The following is a 14,073-nucleotide window of genomic DNA, read 5'->3' as shown; positions in this document are numbered from 1 at the left end:
CAAAATTAATGCGCTTCGTCCCAGTTATCGCCAACGCCGACTTCGGCAATTAACGGTACTTTAAGCTGAATCGCTTTTTCCATTTCCGCTTTAATTAATTGGCTGTAATGTTCGATCAATTCTTCTTTCACTTCAAACACCAATTCATCATGCACTTGCATAATCATTTTAATATTGTCATCGCCTCGAATCGCTTTATCGATACCAATCATCGCTACTTTGATAATATCTGCTGCCGTGCCTTGCATTGGTGCATTAATTGCGACACGTTCCGCCGCTTTACGACGCATTGCATTACTGGATTTAATCTCAGGTAAATATAAACGTCTGCCGAAAAGTGTTTCCACATACCCTTTTTCACTCGCACTCTCGCGAATATCGGTCATAAATTGTTGAACCGCCGGATAACGTTGGAAATAGCGTTCCATATATTTTTTCGCATCGGCACGTGAAATGCCTAACTGGTTTGATAAACCGAATTCCGACATACCGTAAATTAAGCCGAAATTAATCGCCTTAGCACTACGGCGTTGCTCACCGGTCACTTGATCCAACGCTAAACCGAAAATTTCCGCTGCCGTTGCACGGTGAATATCTTTGCCTTCGGCGAAGGCGGCAATCATTCCTTCATCACTTGCCAAATGCGCCATAATACGCAACTCAATTTGCGAATAGTCGGCTGCGACAATTTTATAGCCATCACGGGCAATAAACGCTTGGCGAATGCGTCTGCCTTCTTCATTACGGATCGGAATATTTTGTAAATTCGGATCGCTCGATGAAAGACGACCGGTCGCCGTTACCGCTTGGTGATAAGAGGTATGCACTCTACCTGTTTTTTGATTAATCATTGACGGTAACTTATCGGTATAAGTCGATTTCAACTTACTTAAACCTCGATGTTCCATTAATAATTTCGGTACTAAATGCCCTTGCCCTGCTAATTCATCCAACACTTCTTCATTGGTAGAAGGTGCTCCTTTCGGTGTTTTTTTCAAGACAGGCAAACCGAGTTTAGTAAACAAAATCTCTTGTAATTGTTTGGTAGAAGCAAGATTAAAGACTTCACCGGCTTCACTATGTACTAACTGTTCCACCTCAGCTAAACGCTGTTCAATTTCTGCCGATTGCGCCAGTAATTTTTCCGGATCAATCAATACACCGTTACGCTCAATACGAGAAAGTACTTCAACCAACGGCATTTCAATTTCATTAAACAACTTAACCAGTGTCGGCGTTTTGTCTAATTCCGGAGCAAGTACCTGATGTAATTTCATCGTGACATCCGCATCTTCCGCCGCATATTTAGATGCGACATCAATCGTAATTTTATCGAATGTCAGCTGATTTTTACCTTTACCGGCGATCTCTTCAAACTCAATCGTTTTATGCCCTAAATAGCGATCCGCCAATTCGTCCATATTATGACGACCAGTACTATTTAGCGTATAAGATTCCAGCATCGTATCAAATGCAACGCCTGCCACCTGCACACCGTGATTAGCAAAAATGGTCAGATCGTATTTAATGTTTTGCCCGATCTTTTTCACATCCTCACTTTCTAATAACGGCTTAAGTTCGGTTAAACAAGCGGTTAAATTTAGCTGATTTTTTGCAAGTTCAAAGCTTGTGGTCGTTTCCGCTTCTGCCGGCTCGGCAAACAGATCGCTTTGTTGAGGCTCAAGTGTCACCTGTTCTTTGTGTGTTAAGGGAATATAGCAGGCTTCGCCGTTAGCCAAACCGAATGAAATCCCGACTAAATTTGCCGACATAGAATCTAAATTATCGGTTTCGGTATCCACCGCCACTAATTTTGCTTGGTTGATCTTTTCAATCCAACTCTGCAACTGCTCCATTGTGGTTACCGTTTCATATCGGCTACGATCAATCTCCACTTTTGCAAAAGTTTGCTCAGTTTCGACCGCTTGTGGTACTGAAGCGGTCGCTTGATAATTGTTAGGCATTTTTTCTGCTGGATTTTGTGTAACCGGATTGGCATCATTCATCACTTCATTCAGCCAACGCTTAAATTCATAACGCCCAAATAACTCAACTAATTCGTCACGTTTTTGCTGTTGTACCACTAATTGCTCATGGGTGACTTCCAGTTCAACATCGGTCTTAATTGTCGCAAGCAAATAAGATAGATCCGCCGCTTCTTTCTCCGCTTCTAATTTCGGTGCAAGTGTTTTAGCGCCACGGAACGAAAGCGTAGCCACTTGATCCAAATTCGCATAAATCTCTTTTAATGAGCCGATTCCTTGCAGCAAGCCTAATGCGGTTTTCTCACCCACGCCCTTCACACCAGGAATATTATCCGAAGCGTCGCCTTGCAATGCTAAATAATCAATGATCAGCTCCGGCGGAATACCGTACTTATCAATCACGCCTTCACGATCAAGCAAGGTATTGTTCATCGTGTTAATCAGCATAATGTGATCGTTCACCAGTTGTGCCATATCTTTATCGCCGGTACTGATTAACACATTTTTGCCATCATTCGCCGCCTGCACCGCAAGCGTACCGATCACGTCATCCGCTTCCACGCCTTCAATTGAAATCAACGGGATTCCTAACGCTTTAATAATCGTATGTAACGGCTGCACTTGCGCACGCAAATCATCCGGCATCGGCGGACGATGCGATTTATATTGCTCAAATAACTCATCACGGAAGGTTTTACCCTTAGCATCAAAAACCACCGCAATATGGCTCGGCTCAACCTGAGCTATCAAACTTTTCAGCATATTTAACACGCCATACATCGCCCCCGTCGGCTCACCATTTTTATTAGTCAGCGGCGGAAACGCATGAAACGCACGATAAAGATAAGAAGAACCGTCCACAAGAACGAGTGGATTTTGAGCAATTGTAGCCATTTTAACCTTTATTTTAGAAATGAAAATTGTCGTGATTATAGCGGATTTTTCTACTTAAATCTGAAGAAATCGATAACTTTTCGAGTTATATCGAAAAAATCGTTTTTGCCGATTGAAGAATAAAAGGAAAAACTTATTCTCAATTTATCTGATTTAAATTTGTATATACAAAGGTAAAAAATGCTGATAATCTCATATCAAATTTATTTAAAATTGATTCAAAAGCATGGACTTTCTGATCCGGAAACAGAAATTCTCGAAGCATTTTCAAATATAAACGGACAATTTTTAATTGATACTCGTGAAGAACATTTGAGTGATCCGCCAACAGAATGGTTTATTGCGGAGACCAATAGGGGAATAAAACTCAAAGTCTGTTTTATTCGAAAAAATAACGACATTTATATTCGAACAGCTTATCGCCCTAATACGGAAGAAATTCGAATTTACGAAAAATATAAATAGAGGTAAGTATGCAAAATATTGAAAAATGGGAAAACAGAGAACTTGGGAAAGATGAAAAATTTGTACAACGTTCAACTCATACAACGCCAGAAATGTTAGAAGAACTACTTGCTTTACAGCCAATCTCAATTCGCTTATCTAAGGGATTAATTCAAGATCTCAAAGATATCGCCCAACTTCACGGACTAGGCTATCAACCTCTAATCAAACAAATCCTAACGCGTTTCGTTGAGTCTGAAAAACGAATGTTAGCTAATGAAAAGATTCAAGAAGATCTCGCCAAATTACATAATGCAGCTTAAACACAAGCGGTTAAATCCCCTTTAAATTTTGCAAAATTTTTAGAGGATTTAACCGCTTGTCATAGAAAAAACTTTATGCCTGAATATAAGGATAGAAAGGCTTTCCCCAATCCAAATCATTATGATGCTGCATCATAATCTCTAACATAGCCGGAATGAAAGCAATCAAAATATCGCATCCATCTCGTAACTGTTCCCGATTTGCCTTACTGTTAAACGTTGAACCGCCGTGTAAAATCTGATTTCGCAACGTATATAAACGACGGAACAATACATCTAACAATCGTTCGGTATTCTGTTTTTCTAAAGAGGAAAGTAATTTTTCTCGCTCTCTCATTTCTTCAACACGATACTCTTTTTCCGTGATTTTTTGGTTATGAAAATCCCAAAACGGCTGAAAAATATATTGATTATCCGTTAGCATACGAATTGAGTTAGAAAACTTCTTCCAGATAATGTTATAAATTACCTTCTCATCATCATACAGACAGATACGTAAAAGAAACTCATTAAAAGTTGCTCTATCTCTCGCAATATCATCTAAATCTCGAGCATACGCTGCATTAAATGCGATCCATAAAGCGATAAATTGCGTATCTAAATCTTCTGCCACACTCACTTTTTTCAGCCAACTCAGCGAACGATGAATACGCAAACGGAAATTATCGTTATAGCCTTGAATATCTCGATTGGTTTTGTAGAAAGATTCTAATTCGTTAAGTGTTTGTTGAAAGGACATACTAACCTCACTTATTTAAATGAGGTTAGTTTATCACATAAGAAAGGATTATTTATAGATTCAGATCGATATGCAAAGGCTAATTATAATTTCTCACAAATGGCTAAATTCATTCTAACAAACTCATCCCATTCATAAATATCACTAAGATATGTTTTATAATAATCCTCCACTCTGCAAACAAGCGGTCTATTTTCATAAATATTGCACAAGTTTGTATCTGTATTAAAGTGCTGACAAATACCATCACCACGATCTAAAAAAGCGGTTTGCTCACTTAGATTCACACGGCGACAGCATTTGCCACAAGCGGTGCAGGGGAAAGATGTCATTACCAATCTATTGACTTCACGTTAGGATTTTTTACATCTGCTAACATTTGTCTAGCCTGTGCCAATGGAGATTCTTTAGCAATTGAAACAATAGAAGATAATGCCATATTGATTATCTCTAAATTTCCAGTTTCTAATCCTTTATCTAGAGTTTTAAATGTATTATTGAGCATATCCCTACGCTCTTTAAAAATTTCTTTTAGATATGACTCTAAAATTTCTTTTTGCGATTTAATTCGGGCTAACTCAACATCTCTATTTGCCCAAATTGCTTCACGAGTAGTCATTTCACGCTGTTCAACCATTTTAAAATGTTCATAGCTTTCTTTTAATCCTTTAAAAGCGTCTGAAGCCTTTAAAACGTGAGGAACTAATGATTTTGCTCCATTAATTAATGCTGTAGATACCATAATTTATGCTCCTTTATAGGTTAAGAAACCTGTAGAAGAAACTGCTTTCTGAATTCTTGTAACTAGATCAGATACTGGTTTATCATCTGCCGTTAAAATAGGCGTATCAATTAACTGTTTAAGAGCTTTCCCTACTGCAAACATTTTCTCAATTTGAGAATCACTTGCGTGTATTGATGTCACTTTGTTTTCTTCAAAACGTTTGACCATACTAGTGATGATATTTTCCATTTCTTTAGCGTTAGCTCTTATTCCAGCCAAATACGTTACCGAACGATCAATTTCTGCAACGGCTTTATCAACTTTGGCTTCATAATTATAGGCTTCAGTAACGGCTTCTTCAGCTTTACTTGCCATCAAAAAACCACCAATTGCAAGAGCAGGACCTAATACAGCTCCACCTAATACAGCCATACCACCAGCCATTCCTAAACCTCCTGCTGCCAATGACCCTCCACCTAAATAAGCTAATGTTGCACTTTTAGCTGCAGCACCTGATAACGCAGTTATTGCTGTACCTGTTGAAGCGGCTCCAACCGCTCCTGCTGTTCCATAAGCTGCCAAGCCCGCTAATGCACCACCTACTGCGGAAGATCCTAGATTTTTATCGAGTTCTAAAGGAATAGAAACCATTTTTTCCATTTCTTTTAATTGAATAGGTGTAATAAATTCATCAAACCCTTTCAATTTTGCAGAAGAAGATCCTTTTAATTTTTTAGAAAAATCAACTAAGAATTTAAATTGTTCATTAAATACTGCTACTTTAGTTTTGCCCAAATCCTCCAAAACAGTATTTGTATTTTTACGAGCTGTATCTAATTTACTTTTAGCTTCTTCGTGATTTCTTTGAGCTCTCTTTCCAATTCGTTCTGCTCTATCAAAATCTTCTTTAGCATCAAAGCCTTTTTTAGCACCAACAAGACCTGCTGCAACAGCAATACCGCCAATAATAAATGGAATAGCCATAATAAATGCTCCTTAGTATTAATAACTATTTAAATTAATAAATTCCTGCAATTTTTCGATCATTACGCCTTGTAATTTGATAGGCGAAATAATCGTTAAATGCGGGATCCAATATTGAACAAGGGGAATAATTTCCTGTTCATTTACGTTTTTACAAGCAAGTAATAAACCGCCGTCATCTAATTTGTGAAGTAATTCTTGATTTGGGAGTAAGTTACGTCTGGTAAAATAATGCGCGACCTTAGGGGCAACTTTGATTACCACTTCAGGGAGCTGATTACCTAAATAAATACTGTCGTTTTGTGCAATTTCATCAAGAATCTTTTGATTCGGTTCAAAGTGTTCGGATAAAGTTCTTAGCATTGAAATTTGCGTAAAACAGAATGTTTTTTGCTTATTATTTTCTGTGCCGATTAAATACCAAATGCCATTTTTATTGATTAAACGATAGGGACAAATTTGGTAAAATTTTGCCGTTTTTTGACCGCTTTTGTAGTATTGAAAATGAATAACTTGGTGATTGGTAATCGCTTGTTTTAATAGATTAAACTCTTTTTCAAGATGGCTGATTTCTTCGTATTGATAGCCTTTAACATAAATAGAGTGCGTGAGGCTTGCTTGATAAAACTCACGGTCAATTTGAGGAAATAAATTAGCAATGCTGGCAAAATTAGCAAAACGGAGAATTTCTTCCTGTTGCAAATAACCGAATTGGTGGCGATCTAATTTATAATAGCGAGGACCTTGTTCTTCCCAGTTCAGAAAGACAAGGCGTTCATTGAAATCACGTTGAATAGTACGAATATTTACTCGAAACTCTTCGGCAAGTGCTTGAATATCAAGTCGTTCACCTTGATTCAGGCGAGTAAGGATATCACCTAAACGCATTGCTAATTTATGGTTATGGGTATTTTCCATTGGAAATCCTAAAGTAAGCTGATTTGTATGTACTTTAGCAAGTGAAAGTGACAGGTCGTGTCGTGATAAAATTTATTTTTTATAAATTTCAATTTATGATTATCTTACAGGGAATACCCGTAAGGTAAGGTAAGGTAAGGTAAGGTAAGGTAAGGTAAATTATTTGTATATTTAACGTATGGGTCAAGTGGAAAATAAGATTTCATAAAAAAGACTACGTAAAAATCATTATTTATATTCTGCGTAGTCTTTATTTTATAAATCGCCCTTAATTATCGAGTTGCCGCTTTCATCACTTTAACAAATTCCGCTAATTCGCTAAGTAATTGCGTTTGGTTATCTAAATTCTGTTCGATAATTTTCACAATCGCCGAGCCAGAGATCGCACCGTCACAGCCAAGTGCTAACGCTTCTTTGACTTGCTCAGGTTTTGCAATTCCAAAGCCTTGCAAAATCGGCGCAGAATTTGACCGCTTGAGGCATTCGATAAGATTATCTAAATTTTTAGCATGCGCTTGGTTCTCGGCACTGGTCACGCCAGCACGAGAAACCAAATAGGTATAGCCTTCGGTTAAACGTGCAATACGTTCGATCGTTGCCTGATCTGCATTTGGCGGACAAATGAAGACTGATTGAATACCGTATTTTTTAGCAGTTTGCGTAAATTCTTCGGCGGCAAGTACCGGCACATCAGCAATTAACACTGCATCAACGCCGGTTTCGGCGCAACGCTTGAAAAATACGTCTTGAGTCGGCACAAATACTAAATTGGCACACAGTAACAATCCGATAGGAATCTCAGGATATTTTGAGCGAATTTTGGCAATCATTTCAAAACACGCATCGGTGCTGTAGCTACCGTCTAATGCACGTTTATTCGCTGCTTGAATCACCGGGCCGTCCAATAAAGGATCTGAAAATGGGAAACCAAGTTCTAATGCATCTGCGCCGTTGGCGATCAGTGTTTCGATAATTTCAAACGAACGATCAAAATCCGGATCACAGAGGGTAACAAATGGTACAAATGCCCCTTCGTTTTTTGCTTTTAAATTAGCAAACAAAGTATCAAAACGGCTCATATTAGTTTCCCCCATTTAAAATTTTATCTACGGTAAAAATATCTTTATCGCCACGACCGGAGAGATTCACAACCAAAAGCTGCTCTTTATCCGGATTTTGTGTAATCAGTTTTAGTGCGTAAGCCAACGCGTGTGAGCTTTCCAAGGCCGGAATAATCCCTTCGTGCTGAGCTAGTGCTTGGAAAGCCTCTAATGCTTCTTGGTCGCTAATTGAGACATACTCCGCTCTGCCCGTGGCATTTAGATAGGCGTGTTGAGGCCCAACGGATGGGAAATCCAACCCTGCTGAAATCGAATAAGATTCTTCGATTTGCCCGTCTTTAGTTTGCATAATCGGCGATTTCATTCCGAAATAAATGCCGGTTGTACCGTGTTTAAGCGGTGCGCCGTGTTCGCCGGTTTCAATGCCTTTTCCAGCCGGTTCTACACCAATCAGTTGTACACTTTTCTCCTCAATAAAATCTGCAAACATTCCGATTGCATTCGAGCCGCCGCCAACCGCAGCAATTACGGCATCCGGTAAGCGATTTTCTTTTTCTAAAATTTGACGTTTAGTTTCTTCGCCAATCATTTTCTGAAATTCACGTACCATTGTCGGGAACGGGTGCGGGCCTGCCGCCGTACCGATTAAGTAATGGGTTGTTTCATAGTTTGCCGCCCAGTCACGCATTGCTTCACAGCAAGCATCTTTTAATGAGCAAGAACCTTTTTGTACCGGAATCACTTCCGCGCCCATCAAACGCATACGAAATACGTTCGGTGATTGGCGTTCCACATCTTTAGCGCCCATATAAATGACACAAGGTAAATCTAACATTGCACAGGCTAATGCTGTTGCCACCCCATGCTGGCCGGCACCGGTTTCCGCAATAATACGGGTTTTGCCCATGCGCTTTGCCAACAAGGCTTGTCCTAATACTTGGTTAGTCTTATGTGCGCCGCCGTGTAACAGATCTTCACGTTTAAGATAAAGTTTGGTTTTACTTCCTTTGGTAAGATTACGGCAAAGCGTTAATGCGGTCGGGCGACCGGCGTAGTTTTTCAATAAGTCGGTAAATTCCGCTTGGAATAACGGATCATTTTGTGCTTCAACAAAAGCAGCTTCGAGTTGTTTTAAGACCGGTACCAGAATTTCCGGAACATACATTCCGCCAAATTCGCCGAAGTAAGGATTAAGGAGTGTGTTTGACATAGCGTGTTCTCTCTATAAAAATATTATGTACTATTAAAATAGTACATAACTCCACGGTATGCAAGTAAAAATTTCTTTTAAGAATTTAAAAGCGGTCTAATTTAGACCGCTCTTGGTAAGTGAATTAGCCTCTTGACACCGCAAGTGGAGAGAAAGTTTGCGCCACCGGCATTACTTCAATACGATTAATATTGACATGTTCCGGTTGTTGATTCAGCCATAACACAATATTGGCAATATCTTCCGGTGCGACATAATTCACGTTTTCATACACTTTTGCCGCTTTATCGTCATCACCTTTAAAGCGTACATTCGAAAATTCCGTACCGCCACATAAACCGGGCTCTACATTGGTCACACGTACTTTCGTACCGGCTAAATCCGCACGTAAATTGAGGCTGAATTGTTTAACAAAGGCTTTTGTGCCGCCATAAACGTTACCGCCCGGGTAAGGATAATTACCGGCGATTGAACCTAAATTGATAATATGCCCGCTATTACGTTCTACCATTTCCGGTAAAATCAAACGAGTAACCGTCACTAGCCCTTTAATATTAGTATCGATCATCTGATACCAATCTTTTAAATCGGTTTTATAAGCCGGTTCCAACCCTAATGCCAATCCGGCGTTATTGACTAATAAATCCACCGCTTGCCAGCCTGCCGGGCGATTATTTAAGGCTTGAGTGGTAGCCTCCTCATCACTGACATCAAATGCAAGCGGTAAAAAATTATTACCTAACTGCGAATGTAACTCGGCAAGACGTTCTTTACGTCTGCCGGTACCAATCACTTTATAACCTGATTTAATCAGTAATTTACAAATGGCTAAGCCGAATCCTGCCGTTGCCCCAGTAACTAATGCTGTTTTCATTGTGTTTGCCCTCTTATCATTTTTCAAATTATACAAATAACAAGCGGTCATATTTTGCAATTTTTTTACAAAAAATGACCGCTTATTAGCTTAAACTTCATCAATCACAAATTCAAACCAATCTATCACATCTTTTTCATGAATTCCGTTTGGAATGAGAATATTCGCTTTTTTTACCGATTGTGGATCTTTAGAGATCAACGGATGCCAATCAAATAACGACTTACCTTCATAAAGTAAGCGGTAGGCACAGGTTTTCGGCAACCAACCGAAATCAGGCAAATTTTTCTTGGTTAATTTTGTGCAATCCTGCTCAATTTTGAAACGGTTCGGATAATTGGTACAACGTCCGTTATTCACGTCCAGTAAATTACAAGCGACCGAAGTGTAATATAGGCGCTCTCGTTTTCCTCTGCCTTGAATATATTTGCGGTAACAACATTTTCCGCAACCGTCACACAATGCTTCCCATTCTGCATCATTCATTTCAATCAGGCTTTTTGTTTGCCAAAAGTTTGGAGTTAATTGATTCGTCATCTTTTTTGTTAAATATCTGTTACAGTTCTTTATTTTAAACGGATTTTAGCATATTCTAGCAGGGTTTAAAAAAGCAAACGTTTGCCACTGTGGAGGATGAATGAAAAGCGATGTAGAAATTGCTCAAGCTGCCATTATGCAGCCTATTAATAAAATTGCGGAAAAATTAGGTTTAAATGCCGATCAAATCGAACAATACGGCAAATATAAAGCGAAAATTAATCCGGCGGATGCTTTCAAATTACCGGCTAAAAACGGTAAATTAATTTTAGTTACCGCCATTAACCCAACTCCGGCAGGCGAAGGAAAAACCACCGTAACTATCGGTTTAACCGATGCGTTAAACCAGCTTGGTAAAAATGCTGTGGTTGCGGCACGTGAGCCGTCATTAGGTCCGGTATTCGGCGTGAAAGGCGGTGCGGCTGGCGGCGGTTACGCACAAGTGTTGCCGATGGAAGATATCAACTTACACTTTACCGGCGATTTCCACGCTATCACCAGTGCCAATAACCTATTAGCGGCATTATTGGATAACCATATCTACCAAGGCAATGCGTTAAATATTGATACCAAACGTGTGTTATGGCGTCGTGTAATTGATATGAACGATCGTCAATTACGTAACGTATTAGGCGGTTTGGGTAATCCGACAGACGGTGTGATTCGTCCGGACGGTTTCGATATTACTGTGGCTTCGGAAGTGATGGCAATTTTCTGTTTAGCTAAAGATCTTGCCGATTTAAAAACACGTTTAGGTAATATCTTAGTTGCTTACACCACTGACAAACAACCGGTTTATGCAAAAGATTTAAATGCGCACGGTGCAATGGCGGCATTGTTGAAAGATGCGATTAAACCGAATTTAGTACAAACGATTGAAGGCAGCCCAGCCTTTATTCACGGTGGTCCGTTTGCCAATATCGCTCACGGTTGTAACTCGGTTACTGCAACGCGTTTAGCATTACATTTAGGCGATTATGCAGTAACAGAAGCCGGTTTCGGTGCGGATTTAGGTGCAGAAAAATTCTGTGATATTAAATGCCGTTTAGCTGATCTTAAACCGGATGTGGCTGTGGTCGTTGCCACGGTAAAAGCGCTGAAATATAACGGCGGTGTTGAAAAAGCGAATTTAGCTGAAGAAAATTTAACCGCTTTACAACAAGGTTTACCAAATCTACTTAAACATATCAGTAACCTCAAAAATGTATTCGGCTTACCGGTTGTGGTCGCATTGAACCGCTTTGTATCCGATACCGATGCGGAATTAGCCCTAATTCAGACCGCTTGCGCGGAACAAGGCGTGGAAGTATCGCTCACTGAAGTGTGGGGTAAAGGCGGTGCCGGTGGTGTGGACTTAGCACAAAAAGTGTTAAAAGCGATTGATGAACAACAAAATCGTTTTAATTTCGTCTATGACGTAAATGAAAGCGTGCAAAACAAAATCAAAGCAATCGCACAAAAAATCTATGGTGCGGATGATGTGAATTTTAGTGCCGAAGCCTTAGCGGAAATTAAAAATCTGGAAAAATTAGGTTTAGATAAATTACCGATTTGTATGGCGAAAACACAATATTCATTAAGCGATAATGCCAAATTACTCGGTTGCCCAAGCGGTTTTACTGTTACCGTACGCAGTATTAGTGTTTCTGCCGGTGCCGGCTTTATCGTTGCGATTTGCGGTAGCATTATGCGTATGCCGGGCTTACCGAAAGTGCCGGCGGCAAATCGTATTGATGTCGATGAAAACGGTTTGATTACCGGTTTATTCTAAACGTAATGAATATAAAAATCCCCGCCAAATGCGGGGATTTTTTATAGGATAATTTGCAAAAAAGCAGTAAAAAATGACCGCTTGGATGCGTACAATCTGTTAGATCTAACGAATCACCACTGCCGTGCCGGTTGCGACCACAATAAACATGCCTTTATCGCCACCCATTGATTGATATTCCATCGAAACACCAACCACCGCATTGGCACCGACACGTTTCGCTTCTTTTTCCAATTCGGCTAACGCTTCTTGTCTGGCACTATTTAACTTGCTTTCGTAAGCACCTGAACGGCCGCCAATCACATCAGTAATACTCGCAAAAAAATCACGAATAAAATTGGCACCGGAAACCACTTCGCCAAACACTAAACCTTTATATTCAGTGATTTGGTGACCTTCAATAGTTGGTGTGGTGGTAATAATCATATTTTCTCCTCGTAAACGTCACTTCGTTTACTTTAGTAACTGTTGTTTTAACACATCCAGTGCAATTGCACGGTGTGAAATTTTCTTTTTCTCACTGGTTTCTAACTCAGCGAAACTGCAATTTTTGGGCGGATAGAAGAATAGAGAATCGTAACCAAAGCCATTTTGACCGCGTTCTTCACGTAAAATTTCACCAAAACATTCGCCTAAGGCAATTTTCGGTGTCGGATCAGTTTCGTGTTGTAGAAAAACGATACAACTGACAAATTTCGCACCACGTTTTTCATCTGCAACATTTTGCATTTCAGCTAATAATTTTTGACGATTTGCTTGATCGTTGCCTTCTTCGCCCGCATAACGCGCGGAATAAAGCCCCGGTGCGCCGCCCAACGCATCCACCGCCAGTCCCGAATCATCCGCAATTGCCGGTAATCCGGTCATTTTTGAGGCATAGCGTGCTTTTAACAACGCATTTTCAACGAAAGTTAAACCGGTTTCTTCCGGTGATGCGATACCGAATTCACTTTGTGCCACTACATCAAAGCCAAATTGCGCTAACACATCCGCCATTTCTTTGACTTTGCCTTTATTTCCCGTAGCCAGCACGACTTTAGTTCGTTCCATTTCTGTTCCTTTTGCAAAAATTTGATAAAAAATGACCGCTTATTCAATGCCTTTTTGGTAAGACATCATCAATAACGTTCGCCATTTATTCTGCCCTTGTTCATCTTTCCCCATATTGGCAATATGCGGAAATCTGCCCCATTGCTCAAAGCCGTGCTTACGCATCAGATTTTGGCTGACTTGATTTAATTCGAACACATATGCCATTAGGGTATGAATATTATGCTTTAACATTTCCGCTTGCATAAATTCAATGATCTTCGAGCCGTAGCCTTTGCCCTTAGCACTACTATCTAAATAAATACTGATCTCAGAGGTATGTACAAACGCCGGTCGCTCATAAAACGGTGAAAAGCTAAACCAGCCGGCAATACCGTTTTCATCTTCTACCGTCCAAATCGGGTATTGTTCGCTGGTTAAATGAAAGTCAAACCAAGCGCGACGATTAATCGGTGTTGCTAACTCTAAATCCGCCGTAATTTGATGAGTCGGAATCGCTTGGTTATAAATATTTAAAATTGTTTCGAAATCCGCTTCCGTCGATTTTCGAATCTGCATT

General features: G+C 39.9%; 16 protein-coding genes. 3 read left to right on the top strand and 13 right to left on the bottom strand.

Annotated features, from left to right (window positions below):
• Window positions 1–5: 5 nt before the first annotated feature.
• Window positions 6–2,879 carry a DNA polymerase I gene (gene polA, locus NYR63_RS02640; RefSeq protein ID WP_279458058.1) on the bottom strand — a complete coding sequence of 958 codons (2,874 nt, stop codon included), beginning with the start codon at window positions 2,877–2,879 and terminating at the stop codon, window positions 6–8.
• Between the two features lie 180 nt (window positions 2,880–3,059).
• On the opposite strand from polA, the gene NYR63_RS02635 reads away from it, so the two are divergent.
• Together NYR63_RS02635 and NYR63_RS02630 are read left to right on the top strand one after the other, a co-directional pair.
• Window positions 3,060–3,344 carry an ADP-ribosyl-(dinitrogen reductase) hydrolase gene (locus NYR63_RS02635; RefSeq protein WP_279458057.1) on the top strand — a complete coding sequence of 95 codons (285 nt, stop codon included), beginning with the start codon at window positions 3,060–3,062 and terminating at the stop codon, window positions 3,342–3,344.
• 8 nt (window positions 3,345–3,352) lie between these two features.
• Window positions 3,353–3,646 (top strand): hypothetical protein, encoded by a 294-nt coding sequence (locus tag NYR63_RS02630; protein WP_279458056.1) that lies wholly within the window; start codon window positions 3,353–3,355, stop codon window positions 3,644–3,646.
• Between the two features lie 73 nt (window positions 3,647–3,719).
• Here the strand turns inward: NYR63_RS02630 and NYR63_RS02625 are convergent, their stop codons facing one another.
• The 9 genes from NYR63_RS02625 to NYR63_RS02585 all read right to left on the bottom strand — a co-directional run bounded on the left by NYR63_RS02625 (window position 3,720) and on the right by NYR63_RS02585 (window position 10,693).
• Window positions 3,720–4,385 carry a HEPN domain-containing protein gene (locus NYR63_RS02625; RefSeq protein ID WP_279458055.1) on the bottom strand — a complete coding sequence of 222 codons (666 nt, stop codon included), beginning with the start codon at window positions 4,383–4,385 and terminating at the stop codon, window positions 3,720–3,722.
• A gap of 83 nt (window positions 4,386–4,468) precedes the next feature.
• A complete protein-coding gene (locus NYR63_RS02620) occupies window positions 4,469–4,717 on the bottom strand; it encodes a YkgJ family cysteine cluster protein (protein WP_279458054.1) in 249 nt (82 codons plus the stop codon).
• Complete coding sequence (locus NYR63_RS02615; RefSeq protein WP_279458053.1) at window positions 4,717–5,127, bottom strand: hypothetical protein; 411 nt, start codon at window positions 5,125–5,127, stop codon at window positions 4,717–4,719. Before NYR63_RS02615 ends, NYR63_RS02620 begins: the two co-directional genes overlap by 1 nt.
• Before the next feature lie 3 nt (window positions 5,128–5,130).
• On the bottom strand, window positions 5,131–6,093 hold the full coding sequence (locus NYR63_RS02610) for a hypothetical protein (RefSeq protein ID WP_279458052.1): 963 nt from the start codon (window positions 6,091–6,093) through the stop codon (window positions 5,131–5,133).
• Window positions 6,094–6,111: 18 nt separating this feature from the next.
• Window positions 6,112–7,011, bottom strand: a complete 900-nt coding sequence (locus tag NYR63_RS02605) for a helix-turn-helix transcriptional regulator (RefSeq protein ID WP_279458051.1) — start codon at window positions 7,009–7,011, stop codon at window positions 6,112–6,114.
• A gap of 272 nt (window positions 7,012–7,283) precedes the next feature.
• A complete protein-coding gene (trpA, locus tag NYR63_RS02600; RefSeq protein WP_279458050.1) occupies window positions 7,284–8,090 on the bottom strand; it encodes a tryptophan synthase subunit alpha in 807 nt (268 codons plus the stop codon).
• Window position 8,091: 1 nt separating this feature from the next.
• Entirely contained in the window at window positions 8,092–9,282 is a 1,191-nt protein-coding gene (gene trpB / locus NYR63_RS02595; RefSeq protein ID WP_279458049.1) for a tryptophan synthase subunit beta, read from the bottom strand.
• Window positions 9,283–9,406: 124 nt separating this feature from the next.
• A complete protein-coding gene (locus tag NYR63_RS02590; protein ID WP_279442398.1) occupies window positions 9,407–10,156 on the bottom strand; it encodes an SDR family oxidoreductase in 750 nt (249 codons plus the stop codon).
• A 90-nt stretch (window positions 10,157–10,246) separates the two neighbouring features.
• On the bottom strand, window positions 10,247–10,693 hold the full coding sequence (locus tag NYR63_RS02585; RefSeq protein ID WP_279456315.1) for a YcgN family cysteine cluster protein: 447 nt from the start codon (window positions 10,691–10,693) through the stop codon (window positions 10,247–10,249).
• Between the two features lie 100 nt (window positions 10,694–10,793).
• Between NYR63_RS02585 and NYR63_RS02580 the strand changes: the two genes are divergently transcribed.
• Window positions 10,794–12,464, top strand: coding sequence for a formate--tetrahydrofolate ligase (locus NYR63_RS02580; protein WP_279458048.1), 1,671 nt, complete (start codon window positions 10,794–10,796; stop codon window positions 12,462–12,464).
• Window positions 12,465–12,569: 105 nt separating this feature from the next.
• On the opposite strand, the gene NYR63_RS02575 is transcribed toward NYR63_RS02580, so the two are convergent.
• From NYR63_RS02575 to NYR63_RS02565, 3 genes are read right to left on the bottom strand one after another with little or no spacing between them, the layout of a single operon-like run.
• On the bottom strand, window positions 12,570–12,890 hold the full coding sequence (locus tag NYR63_RS02575) for a YbjQ family protein (protein WP_005622442.1): 321 nt from the start codon (window positions 12,888–12,890) through the stop codon (window positions 12,570–12,572).
• A gap of 27 nt (window positions 12,891–12,917) precedes the next feature.
• Complete coding sequence (rdgB, locus tag NYR63_RS02570) at window positions 12,918–13,514, bottom strand: RdgB/HAM1 family non-canonical purine NTP pyrophosphatase (RefSeq protein ID WP_279458047.1); 597 nt, start codon at window positions 13,512–13,514, stop codon at window positions 12,918–12,920.
• A 39-nt stretch (window positions 13,515–13,553) separates the two neighbouring features.
• Window positions 13,554–14,072: a GNAT family N-acetyltransferase gene (locus NYR63_RS02565; RefSeq protein ID WP_279458046.1), complete on the bottom strand. Its 519-nt coding sequence runs from the start codon at window positions 14,070–14,072 to the stop codon at window positions 13,554–13,556.
• Window position 14,073 lies beyond the last annotated feature (1 nt).

It is taken from the genome of Actinobacillus genomosp. 1, from assembly GCF_029774175.1.
In the GTDB taxonomy this organism is placed as follows: Bacteria; Pseudomonadota; Gammaproteobacteria; order Enterobacterales; family Pasteurellaceae; genus Actinobacillus.
The sequence above is the reverse complement of the archived record's forward strand: the minus strand, read 5'-3'. Positions and strand labels throughout refer to the sequence as shown.

Excerpts from the sequence above, each read along its gene's own strand:
- NYR63_RS02605 (WP_279458051.1), bottom strand. The coding sequence starts at position 7,011 with ATGGAAAATACCCATAACCATAAATTAGCAATGCGTTTAGGTGATATC.
- NYR63_RS02630 (WP_279458056.1), top strand. The coding sequence starts at position 3,353 with ATGCAAAATATTGAAAAATGGGAAAACAGAGAACTTGGGAAAGATGAA.
- NYR63_RS02580 (WP_279458048.1), top strand. The coding sequence starts at position 10,794 with ATGAAAAGCGATGTAGAAATTGCTCAAGCTGCCATTATGCAGCCTATT.
- NYR63_RS02585 (WP_279456315.1), bottom strand. The coding sequence starts at position 10,693 with ATGACGAATCAATTAACTCCAAACTTTTGGCAAACAAAAAGCCTGATT.
- trpA (WP_279458050.1), bottom strand. The coding sequence starts at position 8,090 with ATGAGCCGTTTTGATACTTTGTTTGCTAATTTAAAAGCAAAAAACGAA.
- trpB (WP_279458049.1), bottom strand. The coding sequence starts at position 9,282 with ATGTCAAACACACTCCTTAATCCTTACTTCGGCGAATTTGGCGGAATG.
- NYR63_RS02625 (WP_279458055.1), bottom strand. The coding sequence starts at position 4,385 with ATGTCCTTTCAACAAACACTTAACGAATTAGAATCTTTCTACAAAACC.
- NYR63_RS02635 (WP_279458057.1), top strand. The coding sequence starts at position 3,060 with ATGCTGATAATCTCATATCAAATTTATTTAAAATTGATTCAAAAGCAT.
- NYR63_RS02615 (WP_279458053.1), bottom strand. The coding sequence starts at position 5,127 with ATGGTATCTACAGCATTAATTAATGGAGCAAAATCATTAGTTCCTCAC.
- polA (WP_279458058.1), bottom strand. The coding sequence starts at position 2,879 with ATGGCTACAATTGCTCAAAATCCACTCGTTCTTGTGGACGGTTCTTCT.
- NYR63_RS02575 (WP_005622442.1), bottom strand. The coding sequence starts at position 12,890 with ATGATTATTACCACCACACCAACTATTGAAGGTCACCAAATCACTGAA.
- NYR63_RS02610 (WP_279458052.1), bottom strand. The coding sequence starts at position 6,093 with ATGGCTATTCCATTTATTATTGGCGGTATTGCTGTTGCAGCAGGTCTT.
- NYR63_RS02620 (WP_279458054.1), bottom strand. The coding sequence starts at position 4,717 with ATGACATCTTTCCCCTGCACCGCTTGTGGCAAATGCTGTCGCCGTGTG.
- rdgB (WP_279458047.1), bottom strand. The coding sequence starts at position 13,514 with ATGGAACGAACTAAAGTCGTGCTGGCTACGGGAAATAAAGGCAAAGTC.
- NYR63_RS02590 (WP_279442398.1), bottom strand. The coding sequence starts at position 10,156 with ATGAAAACAGCATTAGTTACTGGGGCAACGGCAGGATTCGGCTTAGCC.
- NYR63_RS02565 (WP_279458046.1), bottom strand. The coding sequence starts at position 14,072 with ATGCAGATTCGAAAATCGACGGAAGCGGATTTCGAAACAATTTTAAAT.